Annotated in this window: 16 protein-coding genes; 10 read left to right on the top strand and 6 right to left on the bottom strand. The window is 71.0% G+C overall.

Annotated elements, in window-relative coordinates; translation table 11 throughout:
• Positions 1-172 precede the first annotated feature (172 nt).
• Complete coding sequence (locus J7I97_RS16495; RefSeq protein ID WP_214935554.1) at positions 173-3,160, top strand: bifunctional [glutamine synthetase] adenylyltransferase/[glutamine synthetase]-adenylyl-L-tyrosine phosphorylase; 2,988 nt, start codon at positions 173-175, stop codon at positions 3,158-3,160.
• A 359-nt stretch (positions 3,161-3,519) separates the two neighbouring features.
• Here J7I97_RS16495 and J7I97_RS16490 read toward each other — a convergent pair whose 3' ends face one another.
• The 3 genes from J7I97_RS16490 to J7I97_RS16480 form a co-directional block, all read right to left on the bottom strand.
• Positions 3,520-4,278, bottom strand: coding sequence for a CAP domain-containing protein (locus tag J7I97_RS16490; RefSeq protein ID WP_214935552.1), 759 nt, complete (start codon positions 4,276-4,278; stop codon positions 3,520-3,522).
• Positions 4,279-4,955: 677 nt separating this feature from the next.
• Entirely contained in the window at positions 4,956-5,738 is a 783-nt protein-coding gene (locus J7I97_RS16485) for a helix-turn-helix domain-containing protein (protein ID WP_214935550.1), read from the bottom strand.
• A gap of 225 nt (positions 5,739-5,963) precedes the next feature.
• Positions 5,964-6,425 carry an ATP-binding protein gene (locus tag J7I97_RS16480; RefSeq protein ID WP_214935548.1) on the bottom strand — a complete coding sequence of 154 codons (462 nt, stop codon included), beginning with the start codon at positions 6,423-6,425 and terminating at the stop codon, positions 5,964-5,966.
• A gap of 90 nt (positions 6,426-6,515) precedes the next feature.
• Between J7I97_RS16480 and J7I97_RS16475 the strand changes: the two genes are divergently transcribed.
• The 3 genes from J7I97_RS16475 to J7I97_RS16465 are packed head-to-tail and all read left to right on the top strand — an operon-like array spanning position 6,516 to position 8,863.
• Positions 6,516-7,364, top strand: a complete 849-nt coding sequence (locus J7I97_RS16475; protein WP_214935546.1) for a helix-turn-helix transcriptional regulator — start codon at positions 6,516-6,518, stop codon at positions 7,362-7,364.
• Entirely contained in the window at positions 7,361-7,618 is a 258-nt protein-coding gene (locus J7I97_RS16470; RefSeq protein WP_214935544.1) for a DUF397 domain-containing protein, read from the top strand. The genes J7I97_RS16475 and J7I97_RS16470 overlap by 4 nt, the downstream gene beginning before the upstream one ends.
• A 12-nt stretch (positions 7,619-7,630) precedes the next feature.
• Positions 7,631-8,863 (top strand): hypothetical protein, encoded by a 1,233-nt coding sequence (locus J7I97_RS16465; protein ID WP_214935543.1) that lies wholly within the window; start codon positions 7,631-7,633, stop codon positions 8,861-8,863.
• A gap of 74 nt (positions 8,864-8,937) precedes the next feature.
• Here J7I97_RS16465 and J7I97_RS16460 read toward each other — a convergent pair whose 3' ends face one another.
• The 3 genes from J7I97_RS16460 to J7I97_RS16450 form a co-directional block, all read right to left on the bottom strand.
• A complete protein-coding gene (locus J7I97_RS16460) occupies positions 8,938-9,831 on the bottom strand; it encodes a phosphatase PAP2 family protein (RefSeq protein WP_214935542.1) in 894 nt (297 codons plus the stop codon).
• Positions 9,832-9,905: 74 nt separating this feature from the next.
• Entirely contained in the window at positions 9,906-10,946 is a 1,041-nt protein-coding gene (locus J7I97_RS16455) for a LacI family DNA-binding transcriptional regulator (protein WP_214935541.1), read from the bottom strand.
• Positions 10,947-10,972: 26 nt separating this feature from the next.
• Entirely contained in the window at positions 10,973-12,595 is a 1,623-nt protein-coding gene (locus J7I97_RS16450) for a glycoside hydrolase family 13 protein (protein WP_214935539.1), read from the bottom strand.
• Positions 12,596-12,817: 222 nt separating this feature from the next.
• Here J7I97_RS16450 and J7I97_RS16445 point away from each other — a divergent pair, with 222 nt between their 5' ends.
• The 6 genes from J7I97_RS16445 to J7I97_RS16420 all read left to right on the top strand — a co-directional run bounded on the left by J7I97_RS16445 (position 12,818) and on the right by J7I97_RS16420 (position 20,718).
• Positions 12,818-14,089 (top strand): extracellular solute-binding protein, encoded by a 1,272-nt coding sequence (locus J7I97_RS16445; RefSeq protein WP_214935537.1) that lies wholly within the window; start codon positions 12,818-12,820, stop codon positions 14,087-14,089.
• Between the two features lie 7 nt (positions 14,090-14,096).
• On the top strand, positions 14,097-15,161 hold the full coding sequence (locus J7I97_RS16440; protein ID WP_214935535.1) for a carbohydrate ABC transporter permease: 1,065 nt from the start codon (positions 14,097-14,099) through the stop codon (positions 15,159-15,161).
• A 2-nt stretch (positions 15,162-15,163) separates the two neighbouring features.
• Positions 15,164-16,084: a sugar ABC transporter permease gene (locus tag J7I97_RS16435; protein ID WP_374195479.1), complete on the top strand. Its 921-nt coding sequence runs from the start codon at positions 15,164-15,166 to the stop codon at positions 16,082-16,084.
• Between the two features lie 62 nt (positions 16,085-16,146).
• Positions 16,147-17,763: an alpha-amylase family glycosyl hydrolase gene (locus J7I97_RS16430; protein ID WP_214935533.1), complete on the top strand. Its 1,617-nt coding sequence runs from the start codon at positions 16,147-16,149 to the stop codon at positions 17,761-17,763.
• Entirely contained in the window at positions 17,751-18,764 is a 1,014-nt protein-coding gene (locus J7I97_RS16425) for a LacI family DNA-binding transcriptional regulator (RefSeq protein WP_374103609.1), read from the top strand. The genes J7I97_RS16430 and J7I97_RS16425 overlap by 13 nt, the downstream gene beginning before the upstream one ends.
• Positions 18,765-19,002: 238 nt before the next feature.
• A complete protein-coding gene (locus tag J7I97_RS16420) occupies positions 19,003-20,718 on the top strand; it encodes a carbohydrate-binding module family 20 domain-containing protein (RefSeq protein ID WP_214935529.1) in 1,716 nt (571 codons plus the stop codon).
• The last annotated feature ends 80 nt before the right edge of the window (positions 20,719-20,798 follow it).

Raw genomic sequence — 20,798 nt, 5'->3', positions numbered from 1 at the left:
TGGTACGTGGGGGTTCGGTCGAAAACCCCCTCCCTCAGGTGAGGCGTGCGCCACCCCGGCCACACCCCGGATCCGAGTGCCCGACACGATCCGAAAAGGATGGCCTAGGCTCGCCCCAGGCATGTCAGGGCAGGCCACGCCTCTGGCAGCGACGGACGCGGGAGGCGGCGGGATGACAGTCCCGGGACGCAGGAACAGCACCTTCATCCGGCTGCTCCGCAGCGGCTTCACCGACCCCTCGGCCGCCGCCCGGCTGCTCGACGCCGAGGTGCTGGCCGCCGTACGCACCGATTCGGTGCTGCTCGACGCGCTCGGGGCGACCGCCGACCCCGACCTGGCCCTGCTCGGGCTCGTACGCCTCGCCGAGGCGCAGACCCCCGAGGACCTCCCGCCGCTCCTCGACACCCTCGTCAGCGCCAAGCCGCTGCGCGACCGGCTGCTCGGCGTACTCGGCGCTTCCGAGGCCCTCGGCGACCACCTCGCCCGCCACCCGCACGACTGGCAGACCCTCGTCACCTACGAGGCCGCCGACCTGCACCCCGGACTCGCCGAGTTCGAGCAGGGGCTGGCCGACGCCCACGACCCCGTCTCGCTGCGCGTCTCCTACCGCCGCTGCCTGCTCTCCATCGCGGCCCGCGACGTCTGCGGCACCATCGACGTCGCCGAGACCGCCGCCGAGCTCGCCGACCTCGCCACCGCCACCCTGCGCGCGGCCCTGCGCATCGCCTCCGCCGCCGCCCCCGGCGACGCGGCCGCCTGCCGGCTCGCCGTCATCGCCATGGGCAAGTGCGGCGGCAACGAGCTGAACTACGTCTCCGACGTCGACGTGATCTTCGTAGGGGACGCCCCCAACGGCACCGACGAGGGCAAGGCGCTCCAGGCCGCCACCCGGCTCGCCTCCCACCTCATGCGGATCTGCTCCGAGACCACCGTCGAGGGCACCATCTGGCCCGTCGACGCGAACCTCCGGCCCGAGGGCCGCAACGGCCCGCTCGTGCGGACCCTCGCCTCCCACCTCGCCTACTACCAGCGCTGGGCCAAGACCTGGGAGTTCCAGGCCCTGCTCAAGGCCCGCGCCGTCGCCGGCGACGGGGCACTCGGCGCCGAGTACATCGAGGCCATAACTCCCCTCGTCTGGCACGCCGCCGAGCGCGAGAACTTCGTCGCCGACGTCCAGAAGATGCGCCGCCGCGTCGTCGACAACATCCCCGCGGCCCAGGTCGACCGCGAGCTCAAACTCGGCCCCGGCGGCCTGCGCGACGTCGAGTTCGCCGTCCAGCTGCTCCAGCTCGTGCACGGCCGAAGCGACGCCACCCTGCACTCGAGGACCACCCTCGACGCCCTGCAGGCGCTCGCCGCCGGCGGCTACGTCGGCCGCGCCGACGCCGCCCAGCTGCACGACGCGTACCGCTTCCTGCGCGCCATGGAACACCGCATCCAGCTCTACCGGCTGCGCCGCACCCATCTCGTCCCGGAGGACGAGACCGACCTGCGCCGCCTGGGCCGCTCCCTGGGCCTGCGCACCGAACCCGTCACCGAACTCAACAAGGCCTGGCGCCGCCACGCCTCCGTGGTCCGCCGCCTCCACGAGAAGCTCTTCTACCGGCCGCTCCTGGACGCCGTCGCCCAGCTCACCCCCGGCGAGACCCGGCTGTCCCCGCGCGCCGCCGGCCAGCGCCTCGAAGCCCTCGGATACGCCGACCCGGCCGCGGCCCTGCGCCACCTGGAGGCCCTCGCCTCCGGCGTCACCCGCAAGGCCGCCATCCAGCGCACCCTGCTGCCGGTCCTCCTCGGCTGGTTCGCCGACTCCGCCGACCCGGACGCCGGCCTGCTGAACTTCCGCAAGGTCTCCGACGCCCTCGGCAAGACACCCTGGTACCTGCGCCTGCTCCGCGACGAGGGCGCCGCCGCCGAGAACCTGGCCCGTGTGCTGTCCGCCGGGCGCCTCGCCCCCGACCTGCTGATGCGCGCCCCCGAGGCCGTGGCCCTGCTCGGCGACCCCGAAGGCCTGCAGCCCCGTACGCACGAGGCCCTGGAGCAGGAGGTGCTCGCCGCCGTGGGCCGCGCCGAGAGCGCCGAGGCCGGAGTGGCCGCCGCCCGCGGAGTCCGCCGCCGCGAGCTGTTCCGTACCGCCGCGGCCGACATCATCGGCTCCTACGGCACGGAGGACAACCCCGCCGAGGAGGACCCCGGAGCCCTCGTCGACCGGGTCGGCAACGCCGTCTCCGACCTCACCGCCGCCACCATCGCCGGGGCCCTGCGCGCCGCCGTCCAGGGCCACTGGGGCGACGTCCTGCCCACCCGCTTCGCGGTCATCGGCGTCGGCCGCTTCGGCGGGCACGAGCTCGGCTACGGCTCCGACGCCGACGTCCTCTTCGTCCACGAACCCCGCGAGGGCGTCGACGAACAGGAGGCCGCGAAGGCCGCCCAGACCGTCATCGCCGATATGCGCAGACTGCTCCAACTGCCCACCACCGACCCGCCGCTGCTCATCGACGCCGACCTGCGGCCCGAAGGCCGCTCGGGCCCCCTCGCCCGTACGCTCGCCTCCTACGCCGCCTACTACCGGCGCTGGGCGCTGACCTGGGAGAGCCAGGCCCTGCTGCGAGCCGAGCCGGTCGCCGGCGACATCGACCTCGGCCGCCGCTTCATCGACCTCATCGACCCGCTGCGCTACCCCATGGAGGGCCTCGGTGAGGACGCCGTAAGGGAGATCCGCCGGCTCAAGGCCCGTATGGAGTCGGAGCGGCTGCCGCGCGGCGCCGACCCGACCCTGCACACGAAACTCGGCCGGGGCGGGCTCAGCGACGTCGAGTGGACCGTCCAGCTGATGCAGATGCGGCACGCCTGGGCGGAGCCGGGCCTGCGCACCACCCGGACCCGCGAGGCCCTGGCCGCCGCCCACGCGGCCGGGCTGATCCCGGCCGAGGAGGCGCAGATCCTGGACGAGGCCTGGGTGCTCGCCACGCGGGTCCGCAACGCCGTCATGCTGGTGCGCGGCCGCGCCGGGGACACCTTCCCGTCCGAGGCACGCGAACTGGCCGCGGTGGGCCGCTACCTGGGCTACGCGGAGGGCACGGTCGGCGAGATGCTGGACGACTACCGGCGCATCACCCGCCGGGCCCGGGCGGTCGTGGACGAGCTGTTCTACGGGGCGTAGCCACGGGCGGCACCGGCACCATCGGGTGGTAGACGGCTGTGCCTTCGCGCAGCTGCTGCTCTCGCTCGTGGGCTACGGGCTCACCGCACAGTCCCAAGCCCTGGACCCGCTGAGGTGACCGTCGTCGTCAGCGCGACTCCTGCCGGACGCGGCGACGAATTCCGCGACGCCCGCAGCGACGCCGACGCCGCATGCCGTCTTCCAGGGTGCGGGCGTATTAGAGGCGTCCGCGGATCTGGGCCTTCGCGCTGGACCCGATCACGGCCGGAGTGGATGAACTGGCCGAGGCTTCGGCCGCTCACGATGTCGGGCGGGCGGATCACCCACCGTTGAGCGTCCCGGGCCCCGGGGGTGGTGTGTCAGCGCGCCGTGCCGAAGTCCTGCGTCCAGTAGGAGTTCGGCTGCGCCAGGCCGATGCCGATCTCCTTGAAGGAGCAGTTCAGGATGTTCTGCCGGTGGCCGGGGCTGTTCATCCAGCCCTCCATGACCTTCTCCGCAGTGCTGTAGCCGTAGGCGACGTTCTCGCCGTAGGAGCTCCACGTGTATCCGGCTCGGGTGATGCGCTGGCCCGCGTCGGAGCCGTCGGAGCCGGTGTGGGACATGGTGCCGTGGGCGGCCATGTCCGCGCTGTGGTCCTGCGCGGCCTTCGTGAGCTTCGCGTTGAGGGTGAGAGCCGGGCACCCGGCCGCGGCGCGCTCCTGGTTGACGAGCGAGAGGACCGCGGCGGCGGCGCCGGAAGCGGGCGGGGCCGAGGTCTTCGGTGGCTGGGGCGCCGGCTGCTTGGTCACGACCGGCGGCTTCGTCGGCTGTGGCTGCGGGGGCGGCTGCGTCGGCGGGGAGGTCCGTACGACCGGCTGCGCGGGCGTCGCTGCCGGGCTGCTCGGGGAAGCGGCCGGCGGGCTGCTCGGGGGCGCGACGTCCACGGGTGCCTGGAAGGTCGGGGCGGCCGTGGGCGCGCTCTGCCACGGGCGCCTCTCCTGCTGGCTCGTGGCCCGTGTGCGACCGGTGTCCTGCGCGTCCCAGCAGGCCACGGCGACAGTGGGAACAGCCACGATGCCGAGAGCGCCGAGGGCGACGGCTATTTTTTTGACCGGCTTCTTCTTCCGATGCTTCTGCATGCGTGACCTCATTCGGTGATCGCGAAGCTTCCGGTGCCCGGAACTGGCAGGGCGCCGAAGTGGCCGCCATTCTTAAAAGCCCTCGAACAGCCTGGCAAGTTTCCGTTTTCGACTCGCCCGGGGCATTTGAATCCCGGCTTGAAACGGGCCGGTGATCGTGCATGGTCACGATCGGGTCACTGCCGCAATCGTCTGATGGGCGTTCAGCAAGGGGTGTGACCTGGCCGGTCGGGGGCGAGCCCGCCGGTGCCGCGTATTCCGTTCCTGACGGAGAGGGGAATGTCGATTCCAAAAGGGACAAATATCGAAATGTCGGCGGGTTAATGCTCCGTCAAAAAGCCCCTGGCTGCATTGCGTGCCGTGACGCATGTCACTGTTTCCCGGTCCGGCCGGTCGCGTCCGGTCCGGTCCGGACCGGCGCGCAGGGCCGCCACCGGGTTCCGGGCCGTGCCTTCGTAGGGTGGGCGGCTCGGAGCGAGCGCGCGGCCTACCGGGGGACGCGGAGCGTCAGGAGTGGCCAGTGGACGGAATCGAGTGGGCAGCCATGCTTGAGCGGCTCGTGCCGACGGCGCGTGGCAGGGACGAGCGGATCGACTGGAGCGGGATCGAGGCAGCCTGGGGCACCCGGTTCCCCTCGGACTACGTCCGCTTCATGCAGAGGTACGGGGCGGGAACGTTCAGCGACTCGATCGTCGTCCTGTTGCCGACACCGCACGTCGATGGGTACCGGGGCGGGCCGGACCTGGAGGACGAGACGGAGAACCCGCCGGGGAGTGGATCGGCACCACTGGCAGCAGACGCGTCAGGGCGGCGGTGACGGCGCTCGGGGGCAGCCCGCGCTCCAGCCAGACGGCCGCGGCGGGCGCCAGCCTCACCGTGTCGCGCTCGGACAGCACCAGCCGGGGATCGTGCAGCCGCAGCCGGGCCAGCAACTCCCGTGCCTGGAGCTCGACTTCCGGGACGACGGCCGGGGCGGGCGCCGGTTCAGGCTCAGGCTCCGCTTCCGGCTCAGGATCCGGGTCGTGGCCCGGCTGGGGGCCCGGCTCGGGGGCCGATCCCGGCCCCGAGCCGGATCCCGTGGGCGGGACGCGCCGCTCGCGGGCCGCCTCCGCCGACATCGCGGGCGGGTTGTTGTACGAGACCGTGGAGGTGACGACGCGCCCGGTCGGGAGCCGTTCCTGCGTGCGGGCCAGGTACCGGTGCTTCTCCAGCTCGCGCAGGGCGGCGGCAATGCGGACCTCGCCCTCCGGGAAGCGTTCGGCGAGGGCCTTGATGGTCACCTTGGCGCCCGTCGGGAGCGACTGGATGTGCGTGGCCAGGCCGATCGCCGTCATGCTCAGCTCTCGGTGCTGGGCGAGGTGGTTGCCGATCTCGACGTAGCCGCGGCGGTGGTGATCGTGGTTGATGTGCCGGATGCCCGACGAGGCGCGCGAGGGCGCGCTAAGCTGCTGGTCAGCCATGGGGAAGGGTGTTGCCTTCTCTGTGGTGAGGCCCTCGTGTCGGGATGTCCGTCCCGTACGAGGGCCGAATGCGTTTATGGGGTTGTCCGGAGTCAGAGTGCCCGGTGAATTGTCATATGCGCCAGCCAGGTTGGGGTGATTCACCCGACCGGGTGAGAGGGGAGGGGGAGGTATGGAAAGGTCATTTCCCCCGGTTGTTTACCTTTAGGCGTCGTGCGGAACCGGTCATCGCCCCACCGGGTCGTGGAAACCTCGATCCGGTGAAATGGGACTCCCCAAATCCATTTCCGCCCATACGGTTTTCAGCGGTGCGGGCCCGGGATCGGTTCCCCAGCGCGTGGCGAGCGCGGACACCAGGACGAGCCCCCGCCCCGACTCGGCCCCGGAATCCGGTGCGTCGGCGACTGCGGGCGGCCCGAACTCCCGCCGTGTGTCGGACACCTCGATACGGAGCGTAGGCCCGGGCGTGATGCGCAACGCGAGCCGGAAGTCCCGCCCCCGTACCCTCCCGTGCGTCACGGCGTTCGCGGCGAGCTCGGCGACGACCTGCGCCGCGTCTTCGAACGGAAGCCGCTGTTCCGCGAGTTGAGACACCGTGAGCGTGCGGGCGGCGCGTGCTCCGCGCGGGGTGGAAGGGAGTGTGGCGACGAGGCAGATTTCCTGATTCACGTGACTCAGCGTGGCCATCCGTGCGTAACCTGAACAGAGTTGAGGGCACTGTGTACGACGGCTGTCCAAAGTGGTCCCGCGGTGTCCTCCCGGTCCAACGGAGGTGGCATGAACACAGACGGCGCCGACGAGTCGAGCTGGGAACTCGACCCGGAGGACGAATCCGGGGCGGTCATCGCCACGGTGGGACGCCAGTTGAAAATGTGGCGGGAGGCGAGTGGGCTCGACCGTTCCAAGTTCGGCGAACGGATGGGGTACGGGCCGAACCTGATCTACAAGATCGAGCGTGGTGCCCGCATTCCGCGTCCGGAGTTCCTGGACAAGGCGGACGAGGTTCTCGGGGCGGGTGGGAAAATCGCCGTGATGAAGACGGACATCGACAGGGCGCGGTATCCGAAGAAGGTTCGCGATCTGGCCAAGTTGGAATCCGAGGCGGTGGAGCTGGGCGCCTATGGGAACCACAACCTCCACGGGCTGCTCCAGACTGAGGAGTACACGCGGGCGCTGTACGAGATGCGGAGGCCCGCCTACTCGCCGGACGAGGTGGAGCGTTACGTCGCAGCCCGTATGGCGCGACAGGAGATCTTCCACCGACAACCGTCACCAGCGCTGACTTTCGTGCTGGAGCAGGTCACGCTGGAGCGAACGATCGGGGGGCGGGACATACTCCGCAGGCAGCTGGAGCGCCTGCTCGACCTCAGTCAACTGCGCAACGTCGAGATCCAGGTGATGCCGACCGATTCTGAAGACCATGCGGGCATGGGAGGCCACCTCCAGGTGGTGAAGCTGAGGGACGGTTCGGCGGTCGGATACGTCGAGGCGCAGCTGCCCAGCCGCCTGATCACCAGCGCCAACGACATCCAGCTCCTCGAACTCCGGTATGGGATCATCCGATCACAGGCTCTCAGCCCACGGCAGTCGAGAGCCTTCATCGAGAAAGTGCTGGGAGAGACATGAGCATCAAGCCCTCGGTCGACGACCTTTCCGCACTGGAGTGGGTGAAGAGCAGCTACAGCGCCAGTGACAGCAATGAGTGTGTCGAGGTCGCCTGGACCAAGAGCAGCTACAGCACCAACGACGGGCCCGACTGCGTCGAGGTCGCCCAGACCCCCGGCACCGTCCTCGTCCGCGACTCCAAGCGCCCCGGGGACGCCCGCCTGACGCTCACCCCGGCCGCCTGGACCGGCTTCGTCGCCCACGCGGCAGCCTAGGAGCCACCGGGCGTGAGAAGACTGGGATCCGCCGTCGAGGCCGTGTTGCGCTACCGGCGGCCGGATCCGTGGTGCTGGGAGGTCGTCGTCGCAGCCGTCTGCGGCAGGGAGACGCACTGGGACGCCGATGACGCGATGGTCCAGGCCGGCCGGGCCGTCTCCGTGCATGCCGATCGGATCGCCGAGTCCCTCGGCAAGGAGCTCAACGGCTTCGTCCGCAGCGGTCACACCATCAAGGTCCACGCCCTTGCCCTGGCCGGGATGGGCGACCTCCGGGCGCTGCCCGCCCTGCGGCGCCTCGCGAAGGACGACCAGCTTCCCTCCGAGCGCCCCCTGGCTCACCTCCTGGCCCCGCTGCCCGCCGCAGACCTGCTCCCCGCGGTGCTGCCTGCCCTGCGGCGCGAGCCGGCGCCGTACCAAGCCAGTACCTTCACCCTCGAACTCCTCGCCGCCTGGGGTCCGGCTGCCGCGCCCGCCGTGCCCGAGGTGGTCCGGCACCTGGACACGCCGTACGCCTACGACGCCCTGCGCGTCCTCGGCCGGATCGGCCCCCCGGCCGCCGCCGTCGCGGACCAGCTGGCCGCCTTCGCCACAGGTCGCGCCCCGCAAACGGGCCGCCACCACCCGAGGCGGGCCGCCTGGGCGCACTGGAGGGTCACGGGGGACCCCACCCTCGCCCTCGACGTGTGCGGCAAGGCCGTGGGGTCCGGGACCGCCGGCCACGGCCTGCCCTTCCTCGCCGATCTCGGCCCGCTGGCCGCAGCGCACGCGGACACCGTGCGCGGCCTGATGGAATCGCCCGGCGCGTGGACCAGGGTCGCCGCAGCGCACGCGTACTGGCGGATCACCGGAGACCCGGAGCCCGCCGTACCGGTGCTGCTGGCGGCCGTGGACCCGGCCTGGACGGGCCTGGCGGCCCTGCCGGTCCGCGAAGCAGTCCGCCACCTCGGGGAGATCGGCGCCCCGGCCGCCGCCGCGGCGCCCCTGCTGCCCCGGATCCTGGCGGCGGAGGAACGCCTCAGCTACCCCTTCGCGGGCGTGCGGATCCTGGCCGACGAGGCCTACACCCGCACCCTCACCGAGGCCCTGGAGCGGATCGGACCGAGCGCGGACGACCCCGTACGGGCGCTCGTACCGCGCTCGGGGATCTCGACGTGGGCAGTGCGCTCGGTCAGCTCGGTCATGGCGAACCTCCTTGAGAAAGTACCGCTGGTCGGTTCCGACGGCCTCTGGAAGCGAACCTAAGAGCTCAAGTTTGGTTCAGGTCAAGTGTCGATGTGCGACGTCGATGTGCGTGGTGCCCGGAGCCCCGCGGCAGGTCAGCGGGGGGTACGGAACCGGTTCACCACGGCCGCCGTCACCGGGTGCGGGGAGGTCTCCACCGGGCGGCGCGGCAGGTGGTGGGGGAGCGAGCCGTACCAGCTGCGCGACGCGGTGTAGCCGAAGGCGAGGCAGAGGAGGCCGCCCACCGCGTCGAGCCAGAAGTGGTTGGCGGTGGCCACGATGACGACGAGGGTCGCCGTCGGGTAGAGCAGGCCCAGGATCCGGGCCCAGGGGGCGGAGGCGACGGCGAAGATCGTCAGCCCGCACCAGAGCGACCACCCTATGTGCATGGACGGCATCGCGGCGTACTGGTTCGACATGTGCTTGAGGTCCCCGGAGGCCATGGAGCCCCAGGTGTGGTGGACGAGCACGGTGTCGACGAAGTTCTGGCCGTTCATCAGCCGGGGCGGCGCGAGCGGATAGAAGTAGTAGCCGACGAGCGCGACGCCCGTGGTGGCGAAGAGGACCAGGCGCGTGGCGGCGTAACGGCCGGGATGGAAGCGGTAGATCCACACCAGCACGCCGATGGTCACGACGAAGTGGAGCGTGGCGTAGTAGTAGTTCATCCCCACGATCAGCCACGTCACGGAGTTGACCGTGTGGTTGACCGACTCCTCGACGGCGATGCCGAGGCTCCGCTCGGCGCGCCAGATCCAGTCGGCGTTCGCGAGGGCGGCGGTCTTCTGCTCGGGCACCGCATTGCGGATCAGCGAGTACGTCCAGTAGCTGACCGCGATGAGGAGGACCTCGAACCAGATCCTCGGCCGGCGAGGGGCCCGCAGCCGGGAGAGGAGCGCGCGGTCCGCCCCCGGGCGGGTCTGCGTCCCGGTCACGGTGGGCGACGAGACATCCGTCCGGGTTTCCAGTGTCTTCACGCTCGATTCACCCATGGGGAGAGAGTCTGCCAGATGCGTTCCCGCCTCCGATCATCCCTCGGGACGGTCTTCGGCGCAGCCGCTCCGCCTCAGGGACGAGTCCGGCCCCGGCCCTGTCCGGGGCCCGAGGCCGTGGAACCGCGCACCACCAGCTCGGGCAGGAAGACGAACTCGCTGTGCGGAGCCGGAGTCCCGCCGATCTCCTCCAGCAGGGTCCGCACGGCCGCCTGCCCCATGGCCAGCACAGGCTGCCGGATGGTGGTCAGCGGCGGATCGGTGAAAGCTATCAGTGGGGAGTCGTCGAAGCCGACGACCGAGACATCCTGCGGCACCCGCAGCCCCTGCTGCCGGGCTGCCCGGATCGCGCCGAGCGCCATCATGTCGCTCGCGCACACCACCGCCGTGCAGCCGCGGGCGATGAGGGCGGTCGCCGCGGCCTGCCCGCCCTCCAGGCTGTACAGGGAATGCTGGATCAGTTCCCCGATCTCGGCGTCGCCGAGCCCGAGCCGCTCCCGCATCCCGAGCCGGAAGCCCTCGATCTTGCGGACGACCGGCACGAACCGGATGGGCCCGACCGCGAGGCCGATCCGGGTGTGCCCGAGCGCGGTCAGGTGGGTCACCGCGAGCTGCATCGCGGCCCGGTCGTCGGGGGAGACGAAGGGAGCCCGCACCTTGTCCGAGAAGCCGTTGATCAGGACGTACGGGACGCCCTGCCCGCGGAGTTGGTCGTAGCGGCCCATGTCGGCCGTTGTATCGGCATGCAGCCCGGACACGAAGATGATCCCGGAGACCCCGCGGTCGACCAGCATCTCCGTCAGCTCGTCCTCGGTGGACCCGCCGGGCGTCTGCGTGGCCAGCACGGGGGTGTACCCCTGCCGGGTCAGCGCCTGGCCGATGACCTGGGCGAGCGCCGGGAAGATGGGGTTGTCCAGCTCGGGGGTTATCAGGCCGACGAGCCCCGCGCTGCGCTGGCGCAGCCGTACGGGCCGCTCGTAGCCGAGCACGTCGAGCGCGGCCAGCACGGACTCACGGGTGCCCGCGGCCACACCGGGCTTGCCGTTGAGCACGCGGCTGACTGTGGCTTCGCTGACCCCCGCCTGGGCTGCGATGTCGGCAAGCCGTGCGGTCACGGGATTGGACTGTACCGGTAGCCGGCTCACAACGCCCACCACGTGCACGAATCAGCGGGAAGACGGACCGTGCGGCCGTCCGTCTCGACCGGGGCGCTGGAGAGTACGGGGCGGCCGGGGGAGGGGAGTTCGAGCGCCGTCGGCCGGGTGTTGAGGGTGCAGGCGAAGCCGGGGCGGGAGAAGAGGAGTACGCCCTCGGGCGCGGGCAGCCAGGTCAGCGGGCCTGCCTCCGGGGCGCCGAGGCCGGGCAGCGCGCGGCGCAGCTCCAGGGCGGCGCGGTACAGCTCCAGCGTGGAGTGCGGATCGCCGGTCTGGGCGGCGACGCTGAGGCCCGCCCACTCGGCCGGCTGCGGCAGCCAGCTGCCGCCGTCGCCGAAGCCGTACGGGGCCTCCGTACCGGACCAGGGCAGGGGGATCCGGCAGCCGTCGCGCAGCCCGTCCTGCCCGGCGGTGCGGTGGAAGGCCGGGTCCTGGCGGACGGCGTCCGGCAGGTCGACGACCTCGGGCAGGCCGAGCTCCTCGCCCTGGTAGACGTACGCGGAACCCGGCAGCGCCAGCATCAGCAGCGCGGCCGCCCGCGCCCGGGCCAGACCCTGCGCGCCGCCCCCGTACCGCGTGACGTGGCGTACGACGTCGTGGTTGGACAGCACCCACGTGGTCGGGGCGTCGACCGAGGCGGTCGCGGCCAGGGACTCGTCGATGACGGTCCGCATCGCGGCCGGGTCCCACGGGCAGTTCAGGAAGCGGAAGTTGAAGGCCTGGTGCATCTCGTCGGGGCGCAGGTACAGGGCGAGCCGGTCCGAGGTCGGCGCCCAGGCCTCGGCGACCCCGATGCGCGGGCCCTCGTAGGAGTCGAGGAGCCGCCGCCAGGAGCGGTGGATCTCGTGGACCCCGTCCTGGTCGAAGAAGGGGAGCGGCTCGGTGCCGATCAGGGTGGCCTGCGCGCCGCGGCCGATGTCGGGCAGGCCGGGGGCCTTGACCATGCCGTGGGCGACGTCCACGCGGAACCCGTCCACGCCGAGGTCCAGCCAGAAGCGCAGGACGGAGGCGAATTCGGCGGCGACCTCGGGGTGGTCCCAGTTCAGGTCGGGCTGCGCGGGGGCGAAGAGGTGCAGGTACCAGGCGCCGTCGGGGACCCGGGTCCAGGCGGGGCCGCCGAAGACGGACTCCCAGTCGTTGGGCGGCTCCGAACCGTCCGCGCCCCGCCCCGGGCGGAAGAGGTACCGCTCCCGGGCCCCGGGGGCGTCGGCCAGGGCGGCGCGGAACCAGGCGTGCTGCTCGGAGGTGTGGTTCGGCACCACGTCGACGATGACCCGCAGCCCCAGCGCGTGCGCGGCCCGGACGAGGTCGTCGGCGTCGGCGAGGTCCCCGAAGAGCGGGTCGACGGCCCGGTAGTCGGCGACGTCGTAGCCGCCGTCCGCCTGCGGGGAGACGTAGAAGGGAGTCAGCCACACGGCGTCGACCCCGAGCCGGGCCAGGTGCGGGAGGCGGCTCCGGACCCCGCGCAGGTCCCCGACGCCGTCGCCGTCGCTGTCGGCGAAGGAGCGTACATACACCTGATAGATGACGGCATCGCGCCACCAGCCCCCGTTCGCGGTGGCGTTGCTGGAAGCGCTTGCAAGCCGGGGTGTGATCAGCTCATGGGTCATATCGGGGTCAACGCGAGCACACACGCCCTGGTTGCGGGCCTGGGCAGTCGAAGCTGTCTCGAACTAACAGCAAGCTGCGGCAACCGTCCGGACACGTGGATGTAACGATCAGCAGCTCTTGCAGAAAAATCTCGCAAGCTCTTTCGGACGGCTTTCAGGCTTGTTACGTTCCTGGCAACTCAGGACCGCGAGGGCGCGGCCGGGATCATCGAAGGAGTTCATATGCGGCGTGGCATAGCGGCCACCGCGCTGGTCGCGACCCTGGCACTCGCGGCGACGGCTTGCGGCGGTGACACCAAGGACGGCGGCGAGACCAAGGCCGGCGGGGAGCTCTCCGGCACCGTTACGTGGTGGGACACCTCGAACGATGCCGAGAAGGCCAGCTTCCAGAAGATCGCCGAGGCGTTCACCGCGAAGCACCCGAAGGTGACCGTCAAGTACGTCAACGTCCCGTACGGCGACGCCCAGAACAAGGTCAAGAACGCCTTCAGCAGCGGCGCCGAAGCGCCCGACGTGATCCGCGCCGACGTCGGCTGGGTCGCCGACTTCGCCTCGCTCGGCTACCTCGACGAGGTCCCGGCTGACGAAGCCAAGAAGGTCGACGCCGAATTCCTCCCGCAGGCCGCGGCCAGCGGCAAGTACGAGGGCAAGACCTACGCGGTCCCGCAGGTCATCGACACCCTGGGCCTCTTCTACAACAAGAAGATGCTCGCGGACGCCGGCGTCAAGCCCCCCACCACGCTGGAGGAGCTCAAGACCGCCTCGGCGACCATCAAGGAGAAGACCGGCAAGCCCGGCATGTACCTCCGGGGCGACGACTCCTACTGGTTCCTGCCGTTCATCTACGGCGAGGGCGGCGACCTGGTCGACGCCAAGACCAAGACGGTCACCGTCGACAACGCGGCGGGCGTCAAGGCCTTCAAGGCCGCCCGTGACCTGGTCACCTCCGGCGCGGCGATCACCAACGCCACCGACGGCTGGAACAACATGCAGACCGCCTTCAAGTCCGGGCAGGTCGCGATGATGATCAACGGCCCGTGGGCGGTCGCCGACTCCTACGCCGGCGATCAGTTCAAGGACAAGGCCAACCTCGGCGTCGCCCCCGTCCCGGCCGGCTCGGTCAAGGCCGGTGCCCCGCAGGGCGGCCACGACCTCGCCGTGTACGCCGGCTCGAAGAACCGCGCCGCCGCGCACGCCTTCGTGGAGTACATGACCTCCCAGGACGTACAGGTGCAGTCCGCCAAGGAGCTGAGCCTGCTCCCCACCCGGACCGCCGCCTACGAGCAGCCCGACGTCAAGTCCGGCGAGATGGTCCAGTTCTTCAAGCCGGCCGTGGACAAGGCCGTCGAGCGCGCCTGGATCCCGGAGAACGGCTCCCTCTTCGAGCCGCTGAAGGTCGAATACACCAAGGCGGTCACCGGGGCGTCGAGCCCCGAGGACGCGGCCAAGGCGGCCGGGGCCGAGTTCCGCAAGATCCTCAAGGGCTGGAATTAACAAGAAGATGGCTGCTCACACCAGCCAGTCGGTGGCGAAGGCCGCGGGCGACGACGTGGATAACTCCCACGTCGCCCGCGGCCGGAGCCGCTGGACTGACAGCGGGAACCGGGGCGGGAACGGTGGCCGGAACGGCCGCGGGAACGGCGGCGGGCTCAGGCGCGCCCTCGCCACCCACTGGTACGCCTGGGCCATGGTCGCCCCGGTGGTGCTCGTCCTCGGCGTGATCATCGGCTGGCCGCTCGTCCGCGGCGTCTACCTGTCGCTGACCGACGCCAATGAGCGCAATGTCGCCCGTACGATCGGCGCCAACCACATCGAGGCGACGTACGAGTTCGTCGGGCTCGACAACTACACCGACGTCCTCGCCGACCCGGTGTTCCTGCAACGGCTGGTGTGGACGGTCACCTGGACCGTCCTGTGCGTGTCGATCACCTTCACGCTCGGCCTGGTCCTGGCCAACATGCTCAACCGGGAGTTCCGCGGCCGCGCCGCCTACCGGATGGCGCTCATCCTGCCCTGGGCCGTCCCCGGTTTCGTTTCCGTCTTCGCCTGGCGGTTCCTCTTCAACCGCGACAACGGCATCCTCAACAAACTCCTCGACGGCGGCGGCATCTCCGCCATCCCGTGGCTTGACGACCCGACCTGGGCCAAGGTCGCCGTCATCAGCGTCAACGTCTGGCTCGGCGTCCCCTTCATGATGGTCGCCCTGCTCGGCGGACTGCAGTCGATCCCCGGCGAGCTGTACGAGGCCGCCGAGATGGACGGCGCCAGCGCCTGGCAGCGGTTCCGGCACATCACCCTGCCGGGGCTCCGCTCGGTGAGCATGACGGTGATCCTGCTCTCCACCATCTGGACCTTCAACATGTTCCCGGTGATCTTCCTGCTCACCCGGGGCGGACCCGGTGACGCCACCGAGATCCTGGTGACCCAGGCCTTCAAGGAGGCCTTCGTGTCGAGCCCGCGCGACTTCGCCGGCTCCGCCACCTGGGGCGTGCTGATCCTCCTGCTGCTCATGATCTTCGCGCTGGTCTACCGGCGCTCGCCGCGCAAGCAGGGAGAGGTGTGGTGACCGTGACCACTGCTACGTCGACCCCCGCGGCCCGGGGCAAGGGCACCGGCACCGGCACCGGCACTGCCAACGGCACCGCCGACGCCGCTGTGTCCGTGCGCGGCAAGCGCTCCAGGCCGGCCTCCGTCGGCCTGCACGCCACCCTGATCGTGGCGTCCGTGATCGCCGTCTTCCCGGTGCTGTGGGTCGTGCTCACCTCGCTCAAGCCCGCGAAGCACGCCATCACCACGGACTTCGTGAAGGAACCCACCCTCGACAACTACCGCTACCTGGTGGAGTCGACCTCCTTCTTCACCTGGTTCGGCAACTCCGTGCTGGTCGCCGGCATCACCACCGTCCTCGGTGTGTTCATCGCCGCCACCACCGGATACGCCGTCAGCCGGTTCAAGTTCCCCGGCATGAAGCCGCTCATGTGGACCCTGCTCATCACGCAGATGTTCCCGATGGCCATCCTCATCGTCCCGCTCTACAACCTCATGGGACAGATGGGGCTGCTCAACCAGCCGCTCGGCCTGATCATCACGTACCTCACCATCGCCGTGCCGTTCTGCGCCTGGATGATGAAGGGCTTCTTCGACACCATCCCGGTGGAGATCGACGAATCCGGCCGGGTGGACGGGCTCAACCCCTTCGGCACGTTCTGGCGGCTGATCCTGCCGCTGGCCAAGCCCGGCCTCGCCGTCACCGGCTTCTACTCCTTCATCACCGCGTGGGGTGAAGTCGCGTACGCCTCCGCGTTCATGGTCGGCGACGAGAACCTGACCCTGGCCGGCGGCCTGCAGACCTTCGTCACCCAGTACACCGCCAACTGGGGACCGATGACGGCCGCCTCGGTCCTCATCGCCGTCCCCGCGGCGATCTTCTTCCTCTTCGCCCAGCGTCACCTCGTCGCCGGGATGACGGCAGGCGCGACCAAGGGCTGACCACCCTGACCAACCGGCGCCCTGCCCCCTCTCACCCCCGGCCCGATCTCTCCAAGGACGACATGACCCAGCACCTCGCCACACTGACCTCGGACAGTGGCCTCCCCACCCCCACCGGCACCCAGCCCGGTTGGTGGAGAGAAGCGGTGATCTACCAGGTCTATCCGCGCAGTTTCGCCGACTCCAACGGAGACGGCATGGGGGACCTCGAAGGCATCCGCAGCCGACTGCCCTACCTCAAGGAACTGGGCGTCGACGCCGTCTGGCTCAGCCCCTTCTACGCCTCTCCGCAGGCCGACGCGGGCTACGACGTCGCCGACTACCGGGCCATCGACCCCATGTTCGGAACCCTGCACGACGCCGACGCCGTGATCCGGGAAGCCCACGCGCTGGGCCTGCGGATCATCGTCGACCTCGTCCCCAACCACTGCTCCGACCAGCACGAATGGTTCAAGCAGGCGCTGCGGGAAGGCCCCGGCACCCCGCTGCGCGAGCGCTTCCACTTCCGCCCCGGGCGCGGCGCGGACGGCTCCGAGCCGCCGAACGACTGGGAGTCCATCTTCGGCGGGCCCGCTTGGACCCGCGTCGAGGACGGCGAGTGGTACCTGCACCTCTTCGCCCCCGAGCAGCCCGACTTCAATTGGGAACACCCCGCCGTCCAGGACGAGTTCCGCTCCATCCTGCGCTTCTGGCTCGACCTCGGCACCGACGGCTTCCGCATCGACGTCGCCCACGGACTGGTCAAGGCCCCCGGCCTGCCCGACCTCGGCCGCGGCGAGCAGCTCAAGCTCCTCGGCAACCAGGTGCTGCCCTTCTTCGACCAGGACGGCGTCCACGAGATCTACCGCTCCTGGCGCAAGGTCCTCGACGAGTACGCCGGGGACCGCATCGGCGTCGCCGAGGCGTGGACGCCCAGCGCCGAGCGCACCGCGCTCTACCTGCGCCCCGACGAACTGCACCAGGCCTTCAACTTCCACTACCTGAACACCGGCTGGGATGCGCAGGCGCTGCGCGCCGCCATCGACGACTCGCTCGACGCGATGCGGCCGGTGGGCGCCCCGACCACGTGGGTGCTGTCCAACCACGACGTCGTACGCCACGTCACGCGGTACGGGGGCGGCGCGCAGGGTCTGGCCCGGGCGCGGGCGGCCGCGCTGCTGATGCTGGCGCTGCCGGGTTCCGCGTACGTCTACCAGGGCGAGGAGCTCGGCCTGCCCGAGGTCGTCGACCTGCCGGACGCCGTCCGCCAGGACCCGTCCTTCTTCAAGGAGAACGGCCAGGACGGGCTGCGCGACGGCTGCCGGGTGCCGCTGCCCTGGTCCGGTACGGAGGCCCCGTACGGCTTCGGCGACGGCGGCAGCTGGCTGCCGCAGCCGGCCGAGTGGGCGGGCCTGAGCGTGGCCGCCCAGACCGGCGACCCCGGCTCCACCCTGGAGCTGTACCGGGCGGCGCTGCGGATCCGCCGGGAGCGGGCGGAGCTCGGCGCGGGCGACGCGGTGGAGTGGCTGGAGGCCCCGGCCGGCGTGCTGGCCTTCCGCAGGGGCGACTTCGTCTGCACGGTCAACACGACGGCGGACGCGGTACGCCTCCCCGCGCCGGGCACCGTACTCCTGGCCAGCGCGCAGCTTGCGGAACAGGACGTCATTCCGGGCGACACGGCGGTGTGGTGGCAGGGGTGACTTCCCCGCTGCGGCTGACGGACATCGCCGCGCAGGCCCAGGTCAGCGAGGCGACCGTCAGCCGGGTGCTCAACGGCAAGTCGGGCGTGGCGGCCGGCACCCGGCACAAGGTGCTGGCCGCCCTCGACCTGCTGGGCTACGAGCGCCCGGTGCGCCTGCGCCGCCGCAGCAACGGCCTCGTCGGCCTGCTCATTCCGGAGCTCACCAACCCCATCTTCCCGGCGTTCGCACAGGTCATAGAGCAGGCCCTGGCCGGACACGGGTACACGCCGGTGCTGTGCACGCAGACGCCGGGCGGCGCCACCGAGGACGAGCTGGTGGAGCAGCTGGTGGAACGTGGTGTCACCGGGATCATGTTCCTGTCCGGCCTGCACGCGGACTCGGCGGCGGACCCCTCCCGTTACCAGCGGCTGGCCGGGCGGGGGATCCCGTTCGTGCTGATCAACGGCTTCAACGAGCGGGTGAACGCCCCCTTCATCTCCCCGGACGACCGGGCGGCGGCGGACATGGCCGTCCGCCACCTGGAGGACCTGGGCCACGAGCGGATCGGCCTGGCCATCGGCCCGACCCGGTACGTCCCCTCGGCCCGCAAGGAGGCCGGCTTCACGGCGGCCCTGCCCTCGGCGGCCGCGGAAGGCCTGATCCAGCGCACCCTGTTCACGGTGGAGGGCGGCCACGCGGCGGGCGGCGCCCTGCTGGACCGCGGCTGCACGGGCATCGTGTGCGGCAGCGACCCGATGGCCCTCGGCGTCATCCGCGCGGCGCGCGAACGGGGCCTGCGGGTCCCGGAGGACGTCTCGGTGGTCGGTTTCGACGACTCGCCGCTGATCGCCTTCACGGACCCGCCACTGACCACGGTCCGCCAGCCGGTCCGCGCCATGGCGACGGCAGCGGTGGGCGCCCTCCTGGAGGCGGTCGGCGGCACCCCGGTCCAGCGCACGGAGTACATCTTCCAGCCGGAACTGGTGGTACGGGGCTCGACGGGGCAGGCGCCGGCGTAGCGCTGCCCTCAGCGTGCCCCGGGCCCGGCACCCGGCCCCGGGGCCGGAGGGAGTGTGCGCGACGTGCCGGACGGCCGGGCGGGGCCCGTCCATGGCGGCGAGGGTGCCCGGCCCGCAGCACGCGGAGCGGCACGGCGGCGAAACAATTCTGCAATGTCTTGCGCAAACTCTTGCAGCCCTCCCACCTGGCACCTACCGTCGCTGCAATCCCCACCTCTCCCGCCAGGAGGCCCCCCACATGCCTGCCAATGCTGTCAGTGCTGCAAGAACCGCCGGAACGCTCCTCGCCGCCACCGCCCTGGTCGCCGGAGCGGTCGCCGCCCTCGCGCCGCAGGCGGCCGCCACGCCCCCCGGCGGCAAGGACGTCACCGCCGTTCTCTTCGAGTGGAAGTTCGACTCCGTCGCCCGGGCCTGCACCGATGCCCTCGGGCCCGCCGGTTACGGGTACGTCCAGGTCTCGCCGCCGCAGGAGCACATCCAGGGCTCCCAGTGGTGGACCTCGTACCAGCCCGTCAGTTACAAGATCGCCGGGCGGCTCGGTGACCGGGCCGCCTTCAAGGCCATGGTCGACACCTGCCACGCCGCCGGGGTGAAGGTGGTCGCCGACTCCGTCATCAACCACATGGCGGCGGCCGACGGCACCGGAACCGGGGGCTCTTCGTACACGAAGTACAACTACCCGGGCCTGTACTCCGGCTCCGACATGGACGACTGCCGATCGGCCATCTCGAATTACGGCGACCGCGCGAACGTACAGAACTGCGAGCTCGTCCAGCTCGCCGACCTCGACACCGGCGAGGACTACGTACGCGGCCGGATCGCCGGGTACCTCAACGACCTGCTCTCCCTCGGCGTCGACGGCTTCCGGATCGACGCCGCCAAGCACATGCCCGCCGCCGACCTCGCCAACATCAAGTCCCGGCTGACCAACCCCTCCGCCTACTGGAAGCAGGAGGCGATCTTCGGCGCCGGCGAGGCGGTCCAGCCCAGTGAGTACCTCGGCAACGGCGATGTGCAGGAGTTCCGGTACGCCCGCGACCTCAAGCGCGTCTTCCAGAACGAGAACCTCGCCTACCTGAAGAACTTCGGCGAGGCCTGGGGCTACATGCCCGCCTCGCAGTCCGCCGTGTTCGTCGACAACCACGACACCGAGCGCGGCGGCGACACCCTCAACTACAAGGACGGCTCCGCCTACACCCTGGCGAGCGTCTTCATGCTGGCCTGGCCGTACGGGTCCCCGGACGTGCACTCCGGGTACGAGTGGACCGACAAGGACGCCGGCCCGCCGAACGGCGGCTCGGTGAACGCCTGTTACACCGACGGCTGGAAGTGCCAGCACGCCTGGCGGGAGATCTCCTCCATGGTCGCCTTCCGCAACGCGGCGAGCGGACAGGCCGTGACCGACTGGTGGGACAACGGCGGCGACCAGATCGCCTTCGGGCGGGGCGCCAAGGCGTACGTCGCCATCAACCACGAGGACGCGGCCCTGACCCGTACCTTCCAGACCTCCCTCCCCGGCGGCGACTACTGCGACGTGCAGAGCGGCCGTACGGTCACCGTCAGCTCGTCGGGCCAGTTCACCGCCACCCTCGGCGCCGGTACCGCCGTCGCCCTGCACGTGAACGCCCGCACCTGCGGTGGCGGTACGGCCCCGGCCCCCTCGGCCGGCGCCTCGTTCGCCGTCAACGCCACCACCGCCCTCGGCCAGAACATCTACGTCACCGGCGACCAGCCCGCCCTCGGCAACTGGAACACCGGCAGCGCCCTCAAGCTCGACCCGGCGGCCTACCCCGTCTGGAAGCTCGACGTGACGCTGGCGCCCGGCACGGCCTTCTCGTACAAGTACCTCCGCAAGGACGCCGCCGGAAACGTCACCTGGGAGAGCGGTGCCAACCGGACCGCCACCGTCCCCGCGAGCGGCACGGTCACGCTGAACGACACCTGGCGCAACTGACCCGCCCACAGACCAGGGCCGCCCGGCGCCGTAAGAACCCCGCCATCGCCGGGCGGCCCTCATCCTTGCCACGTCACGTA

This window comes from Streptomyces sp. ISL-87 (assembly GCF_018614095.1).
In the GTDB taxonomy this organism is placed as follows: Bacteria; Actinomycetota; Actinomycetes; order Streptomycetales; family Streptomycetaceae; genus Streptomyces.
The sequence above is the reverse complement of the archived record's forward strand: the minus strand, read 5'-3'. Positions and strand labels throughout refer to the sequence as shown.